Below are 18,212 nucleotides of genomic sequence, written 5' to 3'. Positions count from 1 at the left end.
CTCTGCCCCCAGGCATGTTCTGATGCTTCGATTGTTTTTCGGACGGATGGCTATTTTGCGCCGAAATTTCTGAAAGGCAAAACAAAAATGCGGCTCTGCAAAAAATATCTGCAGCCAAGCCAGGCGGGACTTGCCGGGCTATCAATAAACGCGCCCGGAATGATGCACAAAAGGAAACGGCAGCCCCGTTTCCGGGACTGCCGCTTGGCAGACCGACAATAAATCGCGTCAGTCCACGATCTTTTCCAACGCGAACAGGTCGGCCGGATTTTCACGGGCACGGACCAGGTGGACCTGGCTGCCATCGACCAGGACTTCCGCCGCACGGCCACGGGTGTTGTAGTTGGAGGCCATGGTCATGCCGTAGGCACCGGCCGACATCAGGGCCAGCAGGTCGCCCTCGTGGATGGCCAGTTCGCGCGAGCGGGCCAGCCAGTCGCCGGATTCACACACCGGACCGACCACGTCGTAGATGCGGGGCTGGCCGGCGTTTTCCTTCACGGTCTGCACGCCATGCCAGGCTTCGTACATGGCCGGACGCATCAGATCGTTCATGGCAGCATCAACCACGGCGAAGTTCTTTTCTTCACCATGCTTGAGGTATTGCACCTCGGTCAGCAACAGGCCGGCATTGCCGACCACCGAGCGGCCCGGCTCGAACATGACCTGGATCGGGCGGCCGTCGTACTTCTTGGCGCGCCAGGCGTCGACGCGAGCGAACACGCGCGCCAGGTAGTCGCCGATGGCCACCGGTTGCTCGTCATCGTAGCGGATGCCGATGCCCCCGCCGATGTCGAGGTGGTGAATCGCGATGCCTTCGGCTTCCAGCGCATCGACCATGTCGATGATCTTTTCCAGTGCTTCCAGCAGCGGCGAGTCGTCCAGCAGCTGCGAGCCGATGTGGCAGTCGATGCCGACCACGTCGATGTTGGGCAGGGCAGCGGCGGCGCGATAGCAGTTCAGCGCATCTTCATAGGCCACGCCGAACTTGTTTTCCTTCAGGCCGGTAGAAATGTAGGGATGGGTCTTGGCATCCACGTTGGGATTGACGCGCAGCGAGATGCGGGCGCGCTTGCCGAGCGCACCGGCCACTTCATTCAGGCGCGCCACTTCGGGGATGGATTCCACGTTGAAGCAGAGGATGTCATGTTCCAGCGCCAGCTTCATCTCGTCGCGGCCCTTGCCCACGCCCGAGAAGATCACCTTGCGCGCATCGCCGCCGGCGGCCACCACGCGCAGCAGCTCGCCACCGGAGACGATGTCGAAGCCCGAGCCCAGCTTGCCCAGCAGGTTCAGCACCGCCAGGTTGGAATTGGACTTGACCGAGTAGCACACCAGTGCGCCACCCTTGCCGCCCTCGGCACGGCCGGCCGCGCGGCAGGCATCGGCATAGGCCGAGAAATTCTGCACCAGCGCCGACTTGGAATAAACGTAGAGCGGGGTGCCGAACTGATCGGCCAAGGCTTGCAGGGAGACGTCTTCGGCGTGCAGCGCGCCGTTGCGATAGGAAAAGTGGGACATGGGAATCCGGAAAAGTCAGCGGAAAAAGGCAATCGGTGGAATCATCCGGCGCAGTCCCCGCCCTCATTACCGGGGGACCGGCCACAGTACAGCGCGATGTTTCAGCCAGGCATCATCGTTTGGGAGCGTCCGCGGCGGGGGTGTCGCCGGAGGCTTTGGCCTCGCCCTCCTGGGTGCCTGCCTTGTCCTGAGCCGCTGCCGGCGCGGCGGGCTGGGTGCGCACGAAGGGATCAGGCGGCACCTTGGGCATGTACAGCGGGCCTTTCTGGCCACAGCCGGCCAGCATCAGGACGGCGGCGCACAGCGCCAGGGAAGCTGCACAACGGACGGGAGAATGGGGTGACTTCACGATAAAATGACGGATTACATCGAAATCTTAGAATGACTTGGAGTGTAGCATGACCGAATCGGAATTCCTGGACCTGGCTGACGCCACCCTCAACGCCATCGAGACGGCCCTGGAAGACGCCTGCGACGCCAGCGACCTGGATGTGGAATGCAGCCGCAGCGGCAACGTGCTGGAAATCGAGTGCGTGGACAATGGCTCCAAGATCATCATCAACAGCCAGGCCCCCATGCAGGAAATGTGGCTGGCCGCGCGTTCCGGCGGCTTCCACTACAAGTTCGACGGCAGCCACTGGATCAACACCCGCGATGGCACCGAGCTTTACGCTACGCTGTCGGAAGTGGTCAGCAGCCAGGCGGGCGTTCCCGTCACCATCAAGCCCTGAGCCAGCGCGGCGCCGGCCTGCGCGTCCTGCCGCCCCAGCGGCGGTGCGCCTGAACCTGCGCCCTGCCGGCTTGCACCGTCCACAACAATAAGACTGCAGCATTCATGCGTCGATCTCTCCGACATCCTGCCTTCCTGTTCCTGCAGCGCGGCCTGGCGCGCCTGCGCTGGATCCTGGCGCTGACCGTATTGGCCGTGGCGGCCGCCCTGCTGCTGCCACCGCTGGTGACGCGCTTCAACCACGACCACAGCCCGCAAGCACTGGCCGCCGAGAAGGACATGCAAGCCATCGCCGCCGGGCTGGAACGCTATCGCCAGGACAATGGCCGCTATCCCAGCGCCGCCCAGGGCCTGCTGGCTCTGGTGATCAAGCCGACCCGGGCACCCGTGCCGGGCAACTGGCCCATCGGCGGCTACGTGGATCGCCTGCCGCGCGACCCCTGGGGCAATTCCTATCAGTACGGTGCCGATGACGACGGCACCAGTTACGAACTCTATTCCTTCGGCCAGGCCGGCCCGGACGGCGGTGCCGACGGCGAACAGGTCATCCGCCAGCATTGAGGAGACCGATCAGGCGGCAACTATCGCCTGATCAAGCCTGTCGCTATCTCAGGCGATATCCGGGAAGGCCGTGCGCAGCCGGTACTGGCGCTGGCGATAGTTGCCTTCCGGACCGCTGAATCCACAGTCGACGTCACCGAACAGGCGGCTCACGCGGTTGATGGCGGCGCGCTGGGCTTCGGTCTGCACCGCGATCAGGCGGCGCTTGCTGCGCGCGTGATGAGCGCAGATGTCGACCACCAGACAGTGGCCATAATCGGCCTGCTTGATATCGATGAGCAAGGCTTCCGGCTTGGTCAGGCCAAAGGTGGCCGCCAGTTCGATGCGCGCACTCAGGAAGGGATTGCTGTTGCGCAGCTTGTCGCTGAGCTGGGCGCGCGCCTGCACCGCCCATGACTGCGCCTCTTCCACGGCCATGAACGGCTGCAGCGCGTCGGCTGCGCCGGCCTCGCCCTGGGCGGCCGCCTGCTGCCACCAGTACAGGGCCTTGACGTCATGCATGGGATCATCGCGGCGATTGCGCCAGAAAATCTGCGCCAGCTCGCTCTGCGCTTCCACCAGACCGGACTCGGCCGCCTTTTCCAGATATTGCTGGGCGACCTGCAGATTGCGCTGCGAATAGATCGAGCGCGAATAGATGCGCGCCAGCGCATGCCAGGCCTGGGCCGAACCGCCCTCTCCCGCCAGCACCAGCCAGTGCAAGGCCTTCTTGAAATTGGCCAGGCCCTGCTCCATGAAGACGCGATTGCCGGCGCGGTCGATCTTGGCGCACAGCAGTCCCAGTTCCAGACGCGCCTCGACCTCTCCGGCCAGCGCTGCCAGTTCAAACAAGCGCATCAGTTGCGGCAACTCGGGCGCGGCCGCACGTGCCTGCCACTGGCCATAGCGCAGCAGCAGCGTGGCTTCCTCGGCATTGAGCTGCACCAGACCGGTAGCATCGCCTTCCTTGTCCAGTTGCGCCACCGCCTGGCTGTTGCGCTCGATCAGGCGCTTGACCAGCACCGCCGCGCCGCGCGCGAAGGCCGCACCCTGGCCTTGCTGCCAAGCCTTGTCCAGCAGCGCGTATTGCGCCTGTTCGATGCCGGCACGTGCTGCTTCGCGCACCAGTCGTTCTTCGACTGCCGAAGCCGGCAGGCCGGGCACCATCGGCTGGCCATGGCGCTGCATCTGCTGCGCCAGCAGCCATTGCGCCTCATGGTCATCGCGGCTGGCCAGCAAGGACAGCGCGGCGATGGCGCGCGCGTGAGCATTGCTGTCGAACTGTTCGGTGTGTTCCAGTACCAGGCGCGCAAAGATCACGCCGGCCTGCGGCACGCCCGCTTCAAACGCCTTCTCGTACCAGATGGCCGCTTCCTGCGGCGAAGATAATTCCTTGACCTGATCGTAGGTGATGTTGCGGCCGATGATCATCCACGCATCGTCCACACCCTGTTGCGCGGCGCGGCGCAGCCAGTAGAAGGCGGTGCCCTTGCTGCGCGGCAGACCGCTGCCGCCGTCGAGGTAGCGTCGGCCCAGCGCCAGCTGCGCGCGTGATTCGCCGGCACGGGCGGCCTTGATGACGGCCAGCTCTTCTCTCGTTGCCATGTTCTTTTCCTTTCTCAGCAAATCCGCAATCACGAAATCGCGGACGAAAAAATCCCCGCTGGCGCAGCAAGCTGCGTCAGTCCGGTGTGCATCAAAAAACTAAGGTTTTGAATGCAATCCGCCAGTCCGTTGTGGGGCGGTGCGATACGCGATCCATGGAAGTGTTCCACCTCCATGCGCATCGAAATGGTGCTGCTATTAGAGCAGTGCGCTGCAAAAAAGTGCGCAAGGCCGAGAGCTTATTACGCTTTCTTTACAGACATCAAGATCGGCCACCAGTAAGGCTTTTGTCAGGATTTGACAAACAGAAAGCGAGCTTTTTGCAATGCCAAAAATGAGCTTTCCTGTGCAAGCTCGGGGGCAGCGTTGCACCAAATCCGAGTGCCCGACGAGCCATGCGCGAAATCAGCTGCATTCCTGCGAAGAACGAAATGGACTATTGCCAAAACTAATAAAAATCGCGATCAGAAGAAGCATGAAAAAAGCGCCGCATGAACCTCATGCGGCGCTTCTTTTGCTCACTTGTGCATCACACTGCGCCGCCGGGAAGACGACGCAGGTCAACTCACATTAGAACTTGTGACGGATACCCACGGCGACGGCGCCTTGGTTGCCATCGGTGCCGGTGCTGTCGGAGACGCCCGGGTTGACCATGTCGCTAGCCTTGGTGTAAGCCAGGAAGGCGTACAGGTCGGTGCGCTTGGACAGCCAGTAGTCGGTGCCCAGGCTGACTTGGGTCAGCTTGGTCTTGTTGGACACGCCGTCGAAGTTGGCACGGGTGTGGTCCACAGCCGCCAGCAGCTTGAGCGACGGGCTCAGGGAGTAAGCGGTACCGATTTCGTAGATGTCAGCCTTGTTGGAACGGGCCAGCGTACGATTGGTCAGCGAGGTCAGCGAACCGACGCCCACGGAGGTCAGGTTGGCCTGGGTGTTCAGGTCTTGCTTGACGCGCGACCAGTTACCGTACACACGTGCCGGACCGAACTGGTAGGACGCTGCCACGTTCAGGACCTTCTGTGCGGTGCTGCCGGAGTTGGCAGTCAGGGTGTTGACGTTGGTGGTGGTCGAGCTCGACGGGATCAGCGAGACGTCAGACGGGGTCGAACCAGCCTTGGACTGGTAGTAGTTGATACCCAGACCCAGAGGACCGTTGTCGTACTTGCCGCCGATGCCGAAGGACTGGCCAGCGGAAGTTTGACCAGCGGTTTCACCGAAGCCGTACATCAGGTTACCGGTGAAGCCGTTCAGGCTGTTGGTGGTGTAGCTGATCGAGTTGTTGGTGCGGGTGCCTTGCAGGCGATCCAGACCGGAGCCGGAGTTGTTGACCCAGCCACCGAAGTCTTGCACGGCGGTGTAAGCCGAGATGGTGTCGGCGAAGTCGGTTTGACGACCGACCAGCACGCTACCGAAGTTACCGGTCAGACCAACCACCGACTTGCGGCGGAACAGGTTGGAACCAGTGGTGGCGTCGGAGCCTTGCAGGCCGCCGGTATCGTTGGAGAAGCCGGTTTCCAGTTGGAACACAGCCGACAGACCGCCGCCCAGATCTTCAACACCCTTGAAGCCGATACGCGAACCCTGGATGATGCCCGAGTTCAGGCCAAACTTGGTGCCAGTACCGCCGGAGGCAGTAGCAACCTTGCTTTGGTAGACAACACCGGTATCGACGATACCGTAGATCGTGACGGAGCTTTGCGCATTGGCTGCGCCTGCGAACGCGCCCAGAACGGCGAGTGCCAGCAGAGATTTTTTCATGTGACGTCCTTCTCTAAAAATAGTCTTGAGGATCCGCACTTGCAGTCGGATGGGCAAACATTAATGCTTCTCGTCGCCCATGACTGCACCTTGGTCGATAGAAGTCATTTTTTAGACGGGAGCCAAAGATTGAAAAGGCAATTGTTGTATTTTTTTATCGCCGCTTTCGGATGTGCTGCGGCAGGACTGTCCCGCTATCGGCCTGCATCAAGGAAAAAGCGCCGGTATCCCTACCGGCGCTTTTCGTCATTTCTAACATTTTGATACATCTTGCTGGCAACAGACAATGGGCTCTTGTCCAGCAGGCCGGCGAGGCTTGTTGTCACTCGCTGCGCATTTCCGTACATTTTCGTACATTTCTGGCGAATGCGACTGGTTGGATGCAATATCGCGTTCCATCACTGTACAGCCATGCATTGCACTCACTCCTGCTTATCTTCCTTGGGTTCACCGGCCAGCTTCTTCAACAGCTCCGACTTCAATTGCTGACGCTGCGCCGATGCATTCTTGCGATGTGCACCGGCACCTCCGGCGCGCTGCTGGGCAGCCAGCGCCACCGGATTGCGTGGCTTGGATTGTGATGGCTCGATGCGAAAACTCAGTTTCTGCCGCGTTCCCAACGTCTTGTTGGCCATCGCATTCTCCTTGCCTCGGCGGGCATCATGACAGCATCGCGTTACAGCACGTAGCGCGACATGTCCTCATCCACGGCCAGCTCGCCCAGCCGCTCGTTGACATACCCGGCATCGATGAGCAGCCCATCCACACCAGCCTCACCCGCCGTGAAGGAAATCTCTTCCAGCAGTTTTTCCATCACGGTATAGAGACGGCGCGCACCGATGTTCTCGGTCTTCTCATTGACCGTATGCGAGATCTCGGCCAGTCGCTTGATGCCGCTGTCGGCGAATTCGATCTTCACGCCTTCGGTGGCCAGCAGCGCTTCGTACTGCTTGGTCAGGCAGGCATCGGTGCCGGTCAGGATGCGCTCGAAATCGGCAATCGACAGCGAATCCAGCTCCACGCGAATCGGGAAGCGTCCCTGCAATTCCGGAATCAGATCGGAAGGCTTGGAGAGATGGAACGCGCCCGACGCGATGAAGAGAATGTGATCGGTCTTGATCATGCCGTACTTGGTGTTGACGGTGGTGCCCTCCACCAGCGGCAGCAGGTCGCGCTGCACACCTGCGCGCGAGACATCGGCATTGCCGTTCTGCGAGCGGGTGGCGATCTTGTCGATCTCATCCAGGAAGACGATGCCGTTCTGCTCGACATTGGCGATGGCCTTCTGCTTGAGTTCTTCCTCATTGACCAGCTTGGCGGCTTCTTCCTCGATCAGCAGCTTCATGGCTTCCTTGATCTTGATCTTGCGCGCCTTCTTGCGCTGATTGCCCAGGCCCGAGAACATGGACTTGATCTGCTCGGTCATTTCTTCCATGCCCGGGGGTGCCATGATTTCCATCGAGGGGGCGGCATCATTCAATTCCAGTTCGATCTCGCGATCATCCAGCGCACCTTCACGCAGACGCTTGCGGAAGGTCTGGCGGGTCGTGTTCTTGTCATCCTTCTCGGGGCTGGCATTGCCATCGGGCGTAAAACCGAAATCGCGGGCCGGGGGCAGCAGCACGTCCAGGATGCGATCCTCGGCCGCATCCTCGGCGCGGGTGCGCACCTTGCGCGTTTCCAGCTCGCGCGTCTGCTTGATGCCGATGTCGACCAGGTCGCGGATGATGGTGTCCACGTCGCGGCCCACATAGCCGACTTCGGTGAACTTGGTGGCTTCAATCTTGATGAAGGGTGCATCGGCCAGCTTGGCCAGGCGGCGCGCAATCTCGGTCTTGCCCACGCCGGTGGGGCCGATCATGAGGATGTTCTTGGGCGTGATCTCGTGGCGCAGCGGTTCCTCGATCTGCTGGCGACGCCAGCGGTTGCGCAGCGCGATGGCCACCGCGCGCTTGGCGCGGGCCTGGCCGACCACGTGCTTGTCGAGTTCGGAGACGATTTCCTTGGGAGTCATATTCATGGTGGTGATCTTTTCGCTGTGACGATTCATCGGAGAAACAGGCAGGAAATGCGCGCTGCGCGGCTTAGTCCAGCGTCTCGATGATGTGGTTCAGGTTGGTGTAGATGCACAGCTCGCCGGCGATGGTCAGCGACTTCTTGACGATCTCGGCCGGGGTCAGCTCGGTGTTCTCATACAAGGCCTTGGCGGCCGATTGGGCATAGCTGCCGCCGGAACCGATGGCACCGATGCCGTCATTGGGTTCGAGCACATCGCCATTGCCGGTGATGACCAGGGTGGTGTCGCGATCCGCGCACAGCAGCATGGCCTCGAGACGGCGCAGCATGCGATCGGTGCGCCAGTCCTTGGCCAGCTCGACCGAGGCGCGCATCAGGTTGCCCTGGTGCTTTTCCAGCTTGGCTTCGAACAAGTCGAGCAGGGTGAAAGCGTCAGCCGTGCCGCCGGCGAAACCGACCAGGACCTTGCCGTGGTAGAGCTTGCGCACCTTGCGCGCACTGCCCTTCATGACGATGTTGCCAAGCGTCACCTGGCCGTCACCGCCAAGCGCGACCTGGTTGCCGCGACGGACGGAAAGGATGGTGGTGCCGTGAAATTGTTCCATGCTTGCCTCTGTTCAATATGTGCCGGGGAGCAGCGGAGGGACGTACCGGTTCCGCATTCCTGTCGAGATGGGGCTGGCCAGCCGGATTGCAAGTCATGCCATCGGGTGGGCCGCCATCGAGGGCAATATTGTACGCCCCAAGAAAAACGGGCACCCTGACCACAAGGCCGGGGTGCCCGTCTGAGGCAGCGGGAGCGATTACACCGAAATCGTCATCAGGCTGGCATTGCCGCCGGCGGCCGTGGTGTTGACGCACAGCGCGCGCTCAGCCAGCAAGCGCCACAAGGGAATGGCACCGTCTTCGCTGCACAGGATCAACGGCACCAGCGCACCTTCGCGCTCGGCCAGGCGCACGCGCCATGCGGCAGCCTGGTGGCTGTCCACCAGAGCGGCCTGCAGCGCTTCGGCCTCCAGCTGGCTGGCACGGCGGATGGCCGCACGCACCGGCGCCGGCAAGCCGGCCGGCAGCATCGCCGCGCTGGCCTCATCGACCACCACCGTATTGCCGGTCGCAAAGGCCGCCGCCAGTTGATTCAGCAATGTACCGACGCTGGCGGCCACGCACAGCACCAAGCCGCGCGGGGCGAAGCCCAGGGTATTGCGCTCGCCGGTGGGGCCGGGCAGCAGCAGGCTGCGCTGCAGCAGGCTGTCGCGGTGATAGCGCTCACCGCTGGCGGCCAGGCGCTCGTGGCCATGGGTGCGGGCCCAATCCAGCAGGCTGTCCAGCAAGGTGTTGGGCACTTGCGCCGGTTGCGCGCGGGTCAGTTCCTCGTGCAGTTGCGCATGGCGCTGCAGGCGTTTGAGGTAGAGCGGACCACCGGCCTTGGGACCGGTGCCGGACTTGCCTTCGCCACCGAAGGGCTGCACCCCCACCACTGCGCCCACGATGTTGCGGTTGACGTAGATGTTGCCCACGTGCGCGCGCTGGGCCACGAAATCGATGGTCTCGTCGATGCGCGAATGCACGCCCAGGGTCAGGCCATAGCCGGTGGCGTTGATGGCGTCGATCAGCTGTGGCAGCGCATCGCGGCGATAGCGCAGCACGTGCAGCACGGGGCCGAAGACTTCGCGCTGCAGTTGCGCCAGGTCGTCGATCTCGATCACGGTCGGCGCCACGAAGGTGCCGTGCCGGCAGTCCTCGCCCAGCGGCAGCTGGTGCACGGCGCGCGCGCTTTTGCGCATGCGCTCGATGTGGGCCAGCAGGTTCTGCTGCGCCTCGGCATCGATGACCGGGCCGATGTCGGTGGAGAGGCGGTCCGGACGGCCCACGCGCAGTTCGGCCATGGCGCCCTTGAGCATTTCCAGAGTACGGTCGGCGATGTCTTCCTGCAGGCACAGGATGCGCAGAGCCGAACAACGCTGGCCGGCACTGTCGAAGGCGGAGGACAGCACGTCCTGCACGACTTGTTCGGCCAGCGCCGAGGAATCGACGATGAGCGCATTCTGGCCGCCGGTCTCGGCGATCAGCGGGACATCGCCATGTTCGCCGCTGCCGTCGCCATCATCGTGCTTGCGCTGGGCCAGGGTGCGGTTGATGAGCTGCGCCACTTCGGTGGAACCGGTGAAGATCACGCCCTTGACGCGCACATCCGAGGTCAGTGCGGCACCCACGGTCTCACCCCGGCCCGGCAGCAGCTGCAGGGCCGCGCGCGGCACACCGGCCTCATGCAGCAGTTGCACGGCGCGATGGGCGATGAGCGCAGTCTGCTCGGCTGGCTTGGCCAGCACCACGTTGCCGGCGGCCAGCGCAGCGCTGACCTCGCCGATGAAGATCGCCAGCGGGAAATTCCACGGGCTGATGCACACCACCGGGCCCCAGGCCAGCACGTTGCCGTCGTGGCGCGAGGCGATGGCGTAGTAGCGCAGGAAGTCGACCGCTTCACGCACCTCCGCAATCGCATTGGGCAGCGACTTGCCGGCTTCGCGCACGGCCAGTGCCATCAGTTCGGCGATATGTTCTTCCAGCAGGTCGGCCGCGCGTTCGAGCATGGCGGCGCGCTCGGCGGCCGGGGTCGATTGCCATTGCGGCGCGTAGGCGGTGGCGGCGGTCAGCGCCGTATCGACATCGGCCACGGTGGCTTCGCTGACCTGGCCCACGATCTCACGATGGTCGGCCGGATTGCGCACCGCCTGTGCGGGCTGCGCAGCCAACTCGCCCGCGATCAGCGGTGCGGCCTGCCACTGGCGCTGGGCCATGGAAACGAACAACTCACCCAGTTGCTGCAGGCGCGATTCATTGGAGAGATCGATACCCGAAGAATTCTTGCGCTCCTGGCCATACAGCTGCTGCGGCAAGGCGATGGCCGGATGCGGCACGCCGCCCTGGGCGCGCACGGTCTCGATGGGATCGGCCACCAGACGGTCCAGCGGCACGGCCTCGTCGACGATCTGGTTGACGAAGGAGGAATTGGCACCGTTTTCCAGCAGGCGGCGCACCAGGTAGGCCAGCAGGGTCTGGTGCGAACCGACCGGGGCATAGATGCGGCAGGCCTTGCCCAGGTTCTCGGCACCGACGACCTGATCGTACAGGGTCTCGCCCATGCCGTGCAGGCACTGGAATTCGTAGTTGTCGACCTGGAGCTGCTTGGCCCAGTGATAGATCGCCGCCAGCGTGTGGGCATTGTGCGTGGCGAATTGCGGATAGATGACGTCGGTGGCGGCCAGCAGCTTTTGCGCGCAGGTGAGGTAGGACAGGTCGGTATGCACCTTGCGGGTATAGACCGGATAGCCCTCCAGGCCATCGACCTGGGCGCGCTTGATTTCGCTGTCCCAGTAGGCACCCTTGACCAGGCGGATCATCAGGCGGCGGCCGTTGCGGCGGGCCAGGTCGACCAGGTAGTCGATGACGAAGGGGCAGCGCTTCTGGTAGCCCTGCACCACGAAGCCCAGGCCGTCGAAGCCGGCCAGGTCGGGGTCGGCCACCAGTGCTTCCATCATGTCCAGCGACAGTTCGAGGCGGTCGGCTTCTTCGGCGTCGATGTTCAGGCCAATGTCGTATTGCTTGGCCAGCAGCAGCAACTGCTTCAGGCGCGGCAGCAGTTCACCCATGACGCGTGCATGCTGGGCGCGCGAGTAGCGCGGATGCAGGGCCGAGAGCTTGACCGAGATACCCGGGCCATCCTTGATGCCGCGACCGTTGGAGGCGCGGCCGATGGCGTGGATGGCGGTCTCGTAGGACTGGTAGTAGGCATCGGCGTCGTGCATGGTCAGGGCGGCTTCGCCCAGCATGTCGTAGGAATAGCGATAGCCGCGCTTTTCGTTGTCGCGGCTGTTGTCCAGCGCTTCTTCGATGGTCTGGCCGGTCACGAACTGGTTGCCCAGCATGCGCATGGCCAGGTCCACGCCCTTGCGGATGAGCGGCTCGCCGCCCTTGCCGATCAAGCGCGTGATGGCTTGCGTGAGGCCGCTTTCGCTGCTGCTGGAGACCAGCTTGCCGGTGATGAGCAAGCCCCAGGTGGCGGCATTGACGAACAGCGACGGCGACTCGCCCAGGTGCTTGCGCCAGTCGCCCTTGCTGATCTTGTCGGCGATGAGGCGGTCGGCGGTCTGGCGGTCGGGGATGCGCAGCAGCGCTTCGGCCAGGCACATCAGCGCCACGCCTTCTTCGGAGGACAGCGAGAATTCATGCATCAGCGCATCCACGCCGGAGGACCGGGTGCGCTTCTCGCGCACCTGCTGCACCAGCTTCTTGGCCAGTTGCTGAGTGGCGTCCTTCCAGGGCTGCTGGCCCTGCACCTGCTGCAGCAGCCATTGCACGGCCTCGCGCTCGTCGCGACGATAGGCGGCAGTGATGGCCGCACGCAGCGGGCTGGGGGCCGGCAGCAACTCGGCCTGGAATGTGCCAAAGGGCAGGCTGGAAGCGGAGGCCGCAGGGGCGGCGGAGGCGACGGTGGTCATGGTCTGGAGTCGAAGTGGGATGGAAATGGGCAACCGGATTCTATGTGCTTGATGCCAATATTAATTCTGTATTTCATGCACCCGTCCAATATTTAATTCGGACTATTTCATTTATACGATTTTTAATTTTCCAAAACTGCGCCAGCATCGCGCCTTTCGCAGTACTGTCGCGGCTTCCGGGGCGATGGACGGTCGGAGCTGGCCTGAGCCCGGGCCATTGCTCTCCTGGCGAGGCAATTCCCAATTTATTCGAAACATTCTTCGGTGCCTTTCGAGCTTTGCCCGGGATTTTCTTGGATTCTCTGGAAGTACGAAGTTGCCGAACAAGAATGACGGCCCGTCATTGTCCTGGGGCTTGTCATGGATCACGCCAGTCAGTTGCTCTCTCGTCTGCTCCCCTTCTCGGCGGCAACGCGCCTCTATCGTCTGGAGATCGCTGGCCAGCCCGAGGACCGCTTCCTGGTCGAAGCCTGGGCGGCGGCAGAGGCCCTGCATGCGGTGGGCGCCACCGAGCTGATCGTCGTACGCCTGGATACGGAGGTGGCGGCCGGTTCCCTGCTGGGCTGCCGCGCCACGCTGGAAACACGTCTTGCCGAGGGCGGCCTGCGTCGCAGCAGCGGTCTCATCCACGAAGTGGCCAGGCTGGGCGGCGATGGTGGATTCTGTCGCTATCGCCTGCGCATGGCCCCCTGGCCCTGGCTGCTGTCGCAAGCCGCTACCAGCCGCGTGTGGCAGGACAAGCGTCTCATCGAGGTCGTCGATGAAGTCTTCCGCGAGTGTGCACCCCATGCGGATTGGCACTGGAGCAGCGATGCGCTGGCCTGCCTGCACCACCTGCCGCCGCGCAGCTACACCGTGCAGTACCGGCAGACGCATCTGGACTTCATCAGCCGGCTGCTCGCTGGCGAAGGGCTCTCCTGGCGCATCGAAGAACATGATGCCAGCCCGCAGAGACATCGGCTGGTGATCTTTGCCGACAGCGCCGCGCGCAGCGCTTTTCCGGAAGATCCCACCAGTGCGGCCCATGATGGCATCCGCTTCCAGGCGGCCCGCGAGCAGGAGCAGCAGGACGGCATCCAGGCCCTGGCGGCATGCCGCAGCCTGCAGGCGGCCAGCTACACGCTGCTGTCCTATGACTACCAGAACAAACAGGCCATCGCCGCGCGCATTCCCACGCATCACGACTTCGGGGGCCAGACTGCCCCCAGGCTGGAAAGCTATGACAGCGCAGGTCCGATCACCGATGACAACGACGCTGCAGACCGCCATGCACGCCTGATGATGGAAGCCGCGGAGGCCCGCAACAAGCACTGGCGTGGAGGCAGCACGGTGCGCAGCTTGCGGGCCGGGTCACGCTTTACCCTGCGGCAAGGGCCGCTGGCGGGCAAGGAGCAGGAATATGCCGTGCTGGCGGTGCTCAGCGTGGGCGTCAACAACCTGCCCGCCGATACGCAAGCGGCGCTGGCCGAGCTGTTTGGTCCCCTGCCGGTCTTGCTGGAAGACGCCCTCCATGCCTGCCTCAAGGCCGCCACCGTGGACGAGATACAGGCGCCGGACCGCAGCCTGATCGATCTGGCACGCCGCACTGGCCATGCCAACCTTTTCGAGGCGATACGTGCTGACATTGTCTGGCGGCCCGTGCTGGCCGATGGCACCGGCCTGGAGCGCCTGCCGCACGCATGGGCGCAGGGCAGCCAGAGCGCCATCGTGGTCGGCCATCAGGGCCAGACCACACCCAACGGTCCCGACGAAATCTGCTGCGACCATCTGGGGCGCATCCGCATCCGTTTCCACTGGCAGGGACGGCATGGCGATGCGGGGGCCACCTGCTGGGTCCGTGTGGGCCAGCGCTGTGCCGGACCGGGCATGGGGATGCAGTTCTTGCCGCGCATCGGGCAGGAAGTGCTCGTCCAGTTCATTGAAAACGACCTGGAGCGACCGATTGTGCTGGGGACCCTCTACAACGGCCGTGGGGAGGGAGGTGTCGCACCGACGCCGGGAGGCGAGGTGAAGTTTTCTGCAAACACGCAGGTGTTTCAATGGGCCAGCGATACCGCCATCGGCGGCCAGGGCAATCTGGCCGGGGGAAACGCACCGACCTGGCATGGCGCCAGCGCGGATCTGGACGGGCACCGCAATCCTGCGGCGCAATGGGGCATCCGCTCCAAGGAGTTCGGTGGCTGGGGGTACAACCAGCTGCTCTTCGATGACAGCGACGGCCGTGGCCGCATCCAGCTCAAGAGCACCCAGGCCGGTAGCGAGCTCAATCTTGGGCACCTGATACACAGTGCCGACAACTATCGCGGCAGCTTCCGGGGCACGGGCGTGGAATTGCGCACCGATGCCTACGGCGTGATGCGTGCGGGGCGCGGCCTCCTGTTCTCCAGCTACCGGGTGGCACATCACGCAAGCCATCGCGATCCGGCCGGGGACAACATGGGGCAGCGGGCCATGGTGCGACAGGCTGCACAGACACGCAAGACCTTCGATGAAGCGGCGCGCACGCATCGCGCCGCAGGCATGGCCGAAGGGCTTGAAGCGCTTAACAAGGCCATCGCCGCGCAAGCCGAGATCGCCCAGGAGGAGCTGCCTGCCAGCAGCACGCCGCTGATCCAGGTCGCTGCGAAGGAAGGGCTGGGCGTGGTGGCGGGCCAGCATCTGCAGATGGCCAACGGCGGGAGCGTGAGCCTCATTGCCGGCCAGGATGCGCAGCACGTCAGCGGGCAGCATTTGCGGGTGCGTACGCAGCAGGCCATCGGTGTGCTGGCCGGGGCCACTGCTGCAGGTGAGAAGGGAATCGGCTTGCAGATGATTGCCGCACAGCGCGACATCGATGTGCAGGCGCAGGCGGGCAGCTTGGACCGATGATGGTTGCGTCGTAATTCGCCATGACACCGACATCGGTGAGGGTGCGGCGGCCATGGCTGACACGCAGTGAGAATGGTGTGCCGGCGCGATTGAATGCCGAGGGATTTGAGCAATTCAAAAAACATGCGAGGGCGCTTTGCATCGATCACAAAGAGGTATTGATGGCGAAGTGGCGGTTCAATCCGCGTGAGTTTTTACTTAGCTTTAGAAGAAATGGATGGATGTGCCTTGATGAAATGGTGCAAATAATTCCACGAGCGATAAAAGTCGACAATATTACTTATGGTCTGGCTTGGGACGAAGCACTGACCAGGCTTACTGCTGGCACCATCAAGGACAAGGGAACGATGCCTGCAGATATCCACAAAAACTGGAATCTACTTTCCCGAAAGTATCTGCTAGCAGCGTCACCGACACGTACATCATATTTTTTTAGTCACGTTCTGCAAGAGACAGAGCTGTTCTTTTCCGCCATCGAGAAAGGAAATGAGCGATATTTTAGAACGATGTACGAAATCATTACCCCAGAGGAATGCGAGCAAGACTATCTCAACAAATCCAGTACCGCTTGGAAGCTGCACTTCGTGTATATCAAAGGAACCAAGACGCTGTACGAACTCGAAGCCTATAAAAAGCATCGACCCGAAGTCGTAAAAGAAAAGGCGAAGGAATTAGGCAATACACAACCAGGCGACGGAAACCGATTTAAAGGGCGCGGGTTGATTCAACTAACAGGTCGAGCCAACTACAGCGAGTACGGGCAGTACCGCGGCATAGACTTTACGACTGAAAAACATAATGACTTGATTGCTGTCGTCTCGTATAACACGATTGATTCAGCGTTGAAGTATTGGGTATCAAAGTCCTACATCAAGATCAACATCAATCGTCATGCGGACAATGGCTTCTCAAAAGAGAGTTGTGTGCTTGTGACAAAGGCTGTGAACGGTGGCAACACGCATTTAGCAATACGGTTCGCCTATTTGTCATATCTTGAGCAGCTACTCGGAGACTATAAACAAACGAAAAATACGAAGATCCAAGCCCAGCGAAGGGACAAAGAATGAGCTGGATTATAACGGCCTCGAAAATCTCCCTGCTTGCAGCAATATCGTTCTCCGCTGACACAGCAGCGATCTACCAGGAAACTATCTATCTGGATGTGGAAATGCAGAATCGCTGCGGGTTCGCACTCACTCTGGCCGATACGATTGACGGGGTTAATTGCAGTGGGGATCGGCAATTGACCGATGCCTACCGGGCGATGAGCATCAGCTACTTCGTGAATCAGTTTGAGCATAACGACTTTGCTCGCCAGATTACTTTGGGAATCCCCAATCATTCTTTAGAAAAGCTCGTTGGATCCGGCGCAAAAGGAAAACTCAAGAGAAATGACGATACCGGCGAATCAATCCCTGGCGACGAACTGTATCTCACCGAACAATTAGTGAAGGACCTGTGCGCAAAGAGCATGAGACAGGTTCAGGTAGAAAAGATCGCGGCCAACAACTGGCGAGGCTACCTTTGGCGAAGATCATCCAGACTGAAAAAGAGCGACCTTGTACGGGATTGTCCCTACGATGCAATCGACAAGGAATGCTTTCTCCTGATTATCGGGAATACGACCGTGACGCTGTACTCGGATCTCATCTGCTTGCCGCGTAACGGAAAAAAATCCGACCCAGCAGAGTTCGATGTGGGCGACTTCATGAAGATGATCTACAGCATCACTTTCGATAGTCAATGAGACTTTCCCTTCCATGAACACAGAACCAAACCTGTCTCCCGGATTCCTCGAAAAACCCTCATCGGTGAAGATACTGATTTCGTTTCTGATGCTGTGTCTCGCGTCAAGCTGTCACGTCCATGCGGCCGCCGCTAACGCAGCTACTCTTTTTAAATTCAAGCAACGCAGGATCAAGGAAACCTGCCATTTTTCGATGCGTCCACCTAGCAGCTCACCCATCATCACATGCACTGCGCTTGCACACTATCCTGGTGCCAAGGTACTTCAGATGGGCCATTATCCAGAAGACTTTCCCGGCCCCGGAATGCTGGCAAATACAGAAGGATTTCTCTCGGGACAATCCACGCAGGACTACCTCGCTTCAGGCATCTCGGACTGGATCGCCGTCCCTGCGCGGACTGGCGACTTGGATCAGGGGGACGATGCGATACAGCTCAACGAGTACGGTGTGGATTTTCTCTGGGCAACCAGGCCAGATGAGATCAAGCGGGAGAAACTTCGCGGCAAGGACTGGACCGGCTATCTCTGGACGCGGCGCACGGAGCCGACGCGCAAAGAGATGGGCGAGGCTGCTCCCAAGAAGCCACAACGATGTTTCATCGCCCTGATCGGCAATCAGAAAAACAGCCTGGAGTTCGCCACCTGCCTTGCCCGGGACCGTAATCCCAGGGAACCGAACGAACTGCATTATCGGGACTTCATGCGAGCGCTGAAGAGTATCGAGTTCGGTCGATAGCGATTGCACATCATTGTATATACGTGATCCCATCCAAACGAAGCACCAGATTTATACGAAAAAAAACGCAGCCTCGGCTGCGCTTTTTTCTTCGATCCATCACAAATGATTTATATCATTTACGAATTAAACGATCGACTCAACCCTCACCCAGATAAGCCGCCTTCACCCGCGGATCATCCAGCATCTGCT

General features: G+C 61.4%; 14 protein-coding genes. 6 read left to right on the top strand and 8 right to left on the bottom strand.

The window, feature by feature from the left end; genetic code table 11:
* Window positions 1-228 precede the first annotated feature (228 nt).
* A complete protein-coding gene (gene lysA / locus JOD78_RS08915; RefSeq protein ID WP_121042377.1) occupies window positions 229-1,521 on the bottom strand; it encodes a diaminopimelate decarboxylase in 1,293 nt (430 codons plus the stop codon).
* A 112-nt stretch (window positions 1,522-1,633) separates the two neighbouring features.
* Complete coding sequence (locus JOD78_RS08910) at window positions 1,634-1,870, bottom strand: lipoprotein (protein WP_121042375.1); 237 nt, start codon at window positions 1,868-1,870, stop codon at window positions 1,634-1,636.
* 49 nt (window positions 1,871-1,919) lie between these two features.
* On the opposite strand from JOD78_RS08910, the gene cyaY reads away from it, so the two are divergent.
* Window positions 1,920-2,252, top strand: a complete 333-nt coding sequence (cyaY, locus tag JOD78_RS08905) for an iron donor protein CyaY (protein WP_204726229.1) — start codon at window positions 1,920-1,922, stop codon at window positions 2,250-2,252.
* A 104-nt stretch (window positions 2,253-2,356) separates the two neighbouring features.
* The gene (gene gspG, locus JOD78_RS08900) at window positions 2,357-2,812 is read left to right on the top strand and encodes a type II secretion system major pseudopilin GspG (RefSeq protein WP_034331869.1); all 456 of its coding nucleotides are present in this window, start codon (window positions 2,357-2,359) and stop codon (window positions 2,810-2,812) included.
* A 48-nt stretch (window positions 2,813-2,860) separates the two neighbouring features.
* On the opposite strand, the gene JOD78_RS08895 is transcribed toward gspG, so the two are convergent.
* From JOD78_RS08895 to putA, 6 genes are all read right to left on the bottom strand, one after another.
* Window positions 2,861-4,396, bottom strand: a complete 1,536-nt coding sequence (locus JOD78_RS08895) for an SEL1-like repeat protein (protein WP_209568258.1) — start codon at window positions 4,394-4,396, stop codon at window positions 2,861-2,863.
* Window positions 4,397-4,966: 570 nt separating this feature from the next.
* Window positions 4,967-6,151, bottom strand: coding sequence for a porin (locus tag JOD78_RS08890; protein ID WP_034331865.1), 1,185 nt, complete (start codon window positions 6,149-6,151; stop codon window positions 4,967-4,969).
* A gap of 422 nt (window positions 6,152-6,573) precedes the next feature.
* A complete protein-coding gene (locus JOD78_RS08885; RefSeq protein ID WP_121042369.1) occupies window positions 6,574-6,786 on the bottom strand; it encodes a hypothetical protein in 213 nt (70 codons plus the stop codon).
* Between the two features lie 41 nt (window positions 6,787-6,827).
* Window positions 6,828-8,171 (bottom strand): ATP-dependent protease ATPase subunit HslU, encoded by a 1,344-nt coding sequence (gene hslU / locus JOD78_RS08880; protein ID WP_121043060.1) that lies wholly within the window; start codon window positions 8,169-8,171, stop codon window positions 6,828-6,830.
* Window positions 8,172-8,235: 64 nt separating this feature from the next.
* Complete coding sequence (gene hslV / locus JOD78_RS08875; protein ID WP_006464149.1) at window positions 8,236-8,772, bottom strand: ATP-dependent protease subunit HslV; 537 nt, start codon at window positions 8,770-8,772, stop codon at window positions 8,236-8,238.
* A 198-nt stretch (window positions 8,773-8,970) separates the two neighbouring features.
* A complete protein-coding gene (gene putA, locus JOD78_RS08870; protein ID WP_121042365.1) occupies window positions 8,971-12,669 on the bottom strand; it encodes a trifunctional transcriptional regulator/proline dehydrogenase/L-glutamate gamma-semialdehyde dehydrogenase in 3,699 nt (1,232 codons plus the stop codon).
* A gap of 360 nt (window positions 12,670-13,029) precedes the next feature.
* Here putA and JOD78_RS08865 point away from each other — a divergent pair, with 360 nt between their 5' ends.
* From JOD78_RS08865 to JOD78_RS27945, 4 genes are read left to right on the top strand one after another with little or no spacing between them, the layout of a single operon-like run.
* Window positions 13,030-15,537 (top strand): contractile injection system protein, VgrG/Pvc8 family, encoded by a 2,508-nt coding sequence (locus tag JOD78_RS08865; RefSeq protein WP_245202079.1) that lies wholly within the window; start codon window positions 13,030-13,032, stop codon window positions 15,535-15,537.
* A 20-nt stretch (window positions 15,538-15,557) separates the two neighbouring features.
* Window positions 15,558-16,604: a hypothetical protein gene (locus JOD78_RS08860; RefSeq protein ID WP_209568260.1), complete on the top strand. Its 1,047-nt coding sequence runs from the start codon at window positions 15,558-15,560 to the stop codon at window positions 16,602-16,604.
* Entirely contained in the window at window positions 16,601-17,284 is a 684-nt protein-coding gene (locus JOD78_RS08855) for a hypothetical protein (protein WP_209568262.1), read from the top strand. The genes JOD78_RS08860 and JOD78_RS08855 overlap by 4 nt, the downstream gene beginning before the upstream one ends.
* A 13-nt stretch (window positions 17,285-17,297) precedes the next feature.
* A complete protein-coding gene (locus JOD78_RS27945; protein WP_245202078.1) occupies window positions 17,298-18,020 on the top strand; it encodes a hypothetical protein in 723 nt (240 codons plus the stop codon).
* Window positions 18,021-18,212: the final 192 nt, after the last annotated feature.

The organism is Herbaspirillum sp. 1130, from assembly GCF_017833835.1.
Taxonomy (GTDB): Bacteria; Pseudomonadota; Gammaproteobacteria; order Burkholderiales; family Burkholderiaceae_D; genus Herbaspirillum; species Herbaspirillum huttiense.
The sequence above is the reverse complement of the archived record's forward strand: the minus strand, read 5'-3'. Positions and strand labels throughout refer to the sequence as shown.

Coding starts and splice junctions, on each gene's coding strand:
- lysA (WP_121042377.1), bottom strand. CDS start 1,521: ATGTCCCACTTTTCCTATCGCAACGGCGCGCTGCACGCCGAAGACGTC.
- cyaY (WP_204726229.1), top strand. CDS start 1,920: ATGACCGAATCGGAATTCCTGGACCTGGCTGACGCCACCCTCAACGCC.
- gspG (WP_034331869.1), top strand. CDS start 2,357: ATGCGTCGATCTCTCCGACATCCTGCCTTCCTGTTCCTGCAGCGCGGC.
- JOD78_RS08895 (WP_209568258.1), bottom strand. CDS start 4,396: ATGGCAACGAGAGAAGAGCTGGCCGTCATCAAGGCCGCCCGTGCCGGC.
- JOD78_RS08890 (WP_034331865.1), bottom strand. CDS start 6,151: ATGAAAAAATCTCTGCTGGCACTCGCCGTTCTGGGCGCGTTCGCAGGC.
- JOD78_RS08885 (WP_121042369.1), bottom strand. CDS start 6,786: ATGGCCAACAAGACGTTGGGAACGCGGCAGAAACTGAGTTTTCGCATC.
- hslU (WP_121043060.1), bottom strand. CDS start 8,171: ATGAATATGACTCCCAAGGAAATCGTCTCCGAACTCGACAAGCACGTG.
- hslV (WP_006464149.1), bottom strand. CDS start 8,772: ATGGAACAATTTCACGGCACCACCATCCTTTCCGTCCGTCGCGGCAAC.
- putA (WP_121042365.1), bottom strand. CDS start 12,669: ATGACCACCGTCGCCTCCGCCGCCCCTGCGGCCTCCGCTTCCAGCCTG.
- JOD78_RS08865 (WP_245202079.1), top strand. CDS start 13,030: ATGGATCACGCCAGTCAGTTGCTCTCTCGTCTGCTCCCCTTCTCGGCG.
- JOD78_RS08860 (WP_209568260.1), top strand. CDS start 15,558: ATGACACCGACATCGGTGAGGGTGCGGCGGCCATGGCTGACACGCAGT.
- JOD78_RS08855 (WP_209568262.1), top strand. CDS start 16,601: ATGAGCTGGATTATAACGGCCTCGAAAATCTCCCTGCTTGCAGCAATA.
- JOD78_RS27945 (WP_245202078.1), top strand. CDS start 17,298: ATGAACACAGAACCAAACCTGTCTCCCGGATTCCTCGAAAAACCCTCA.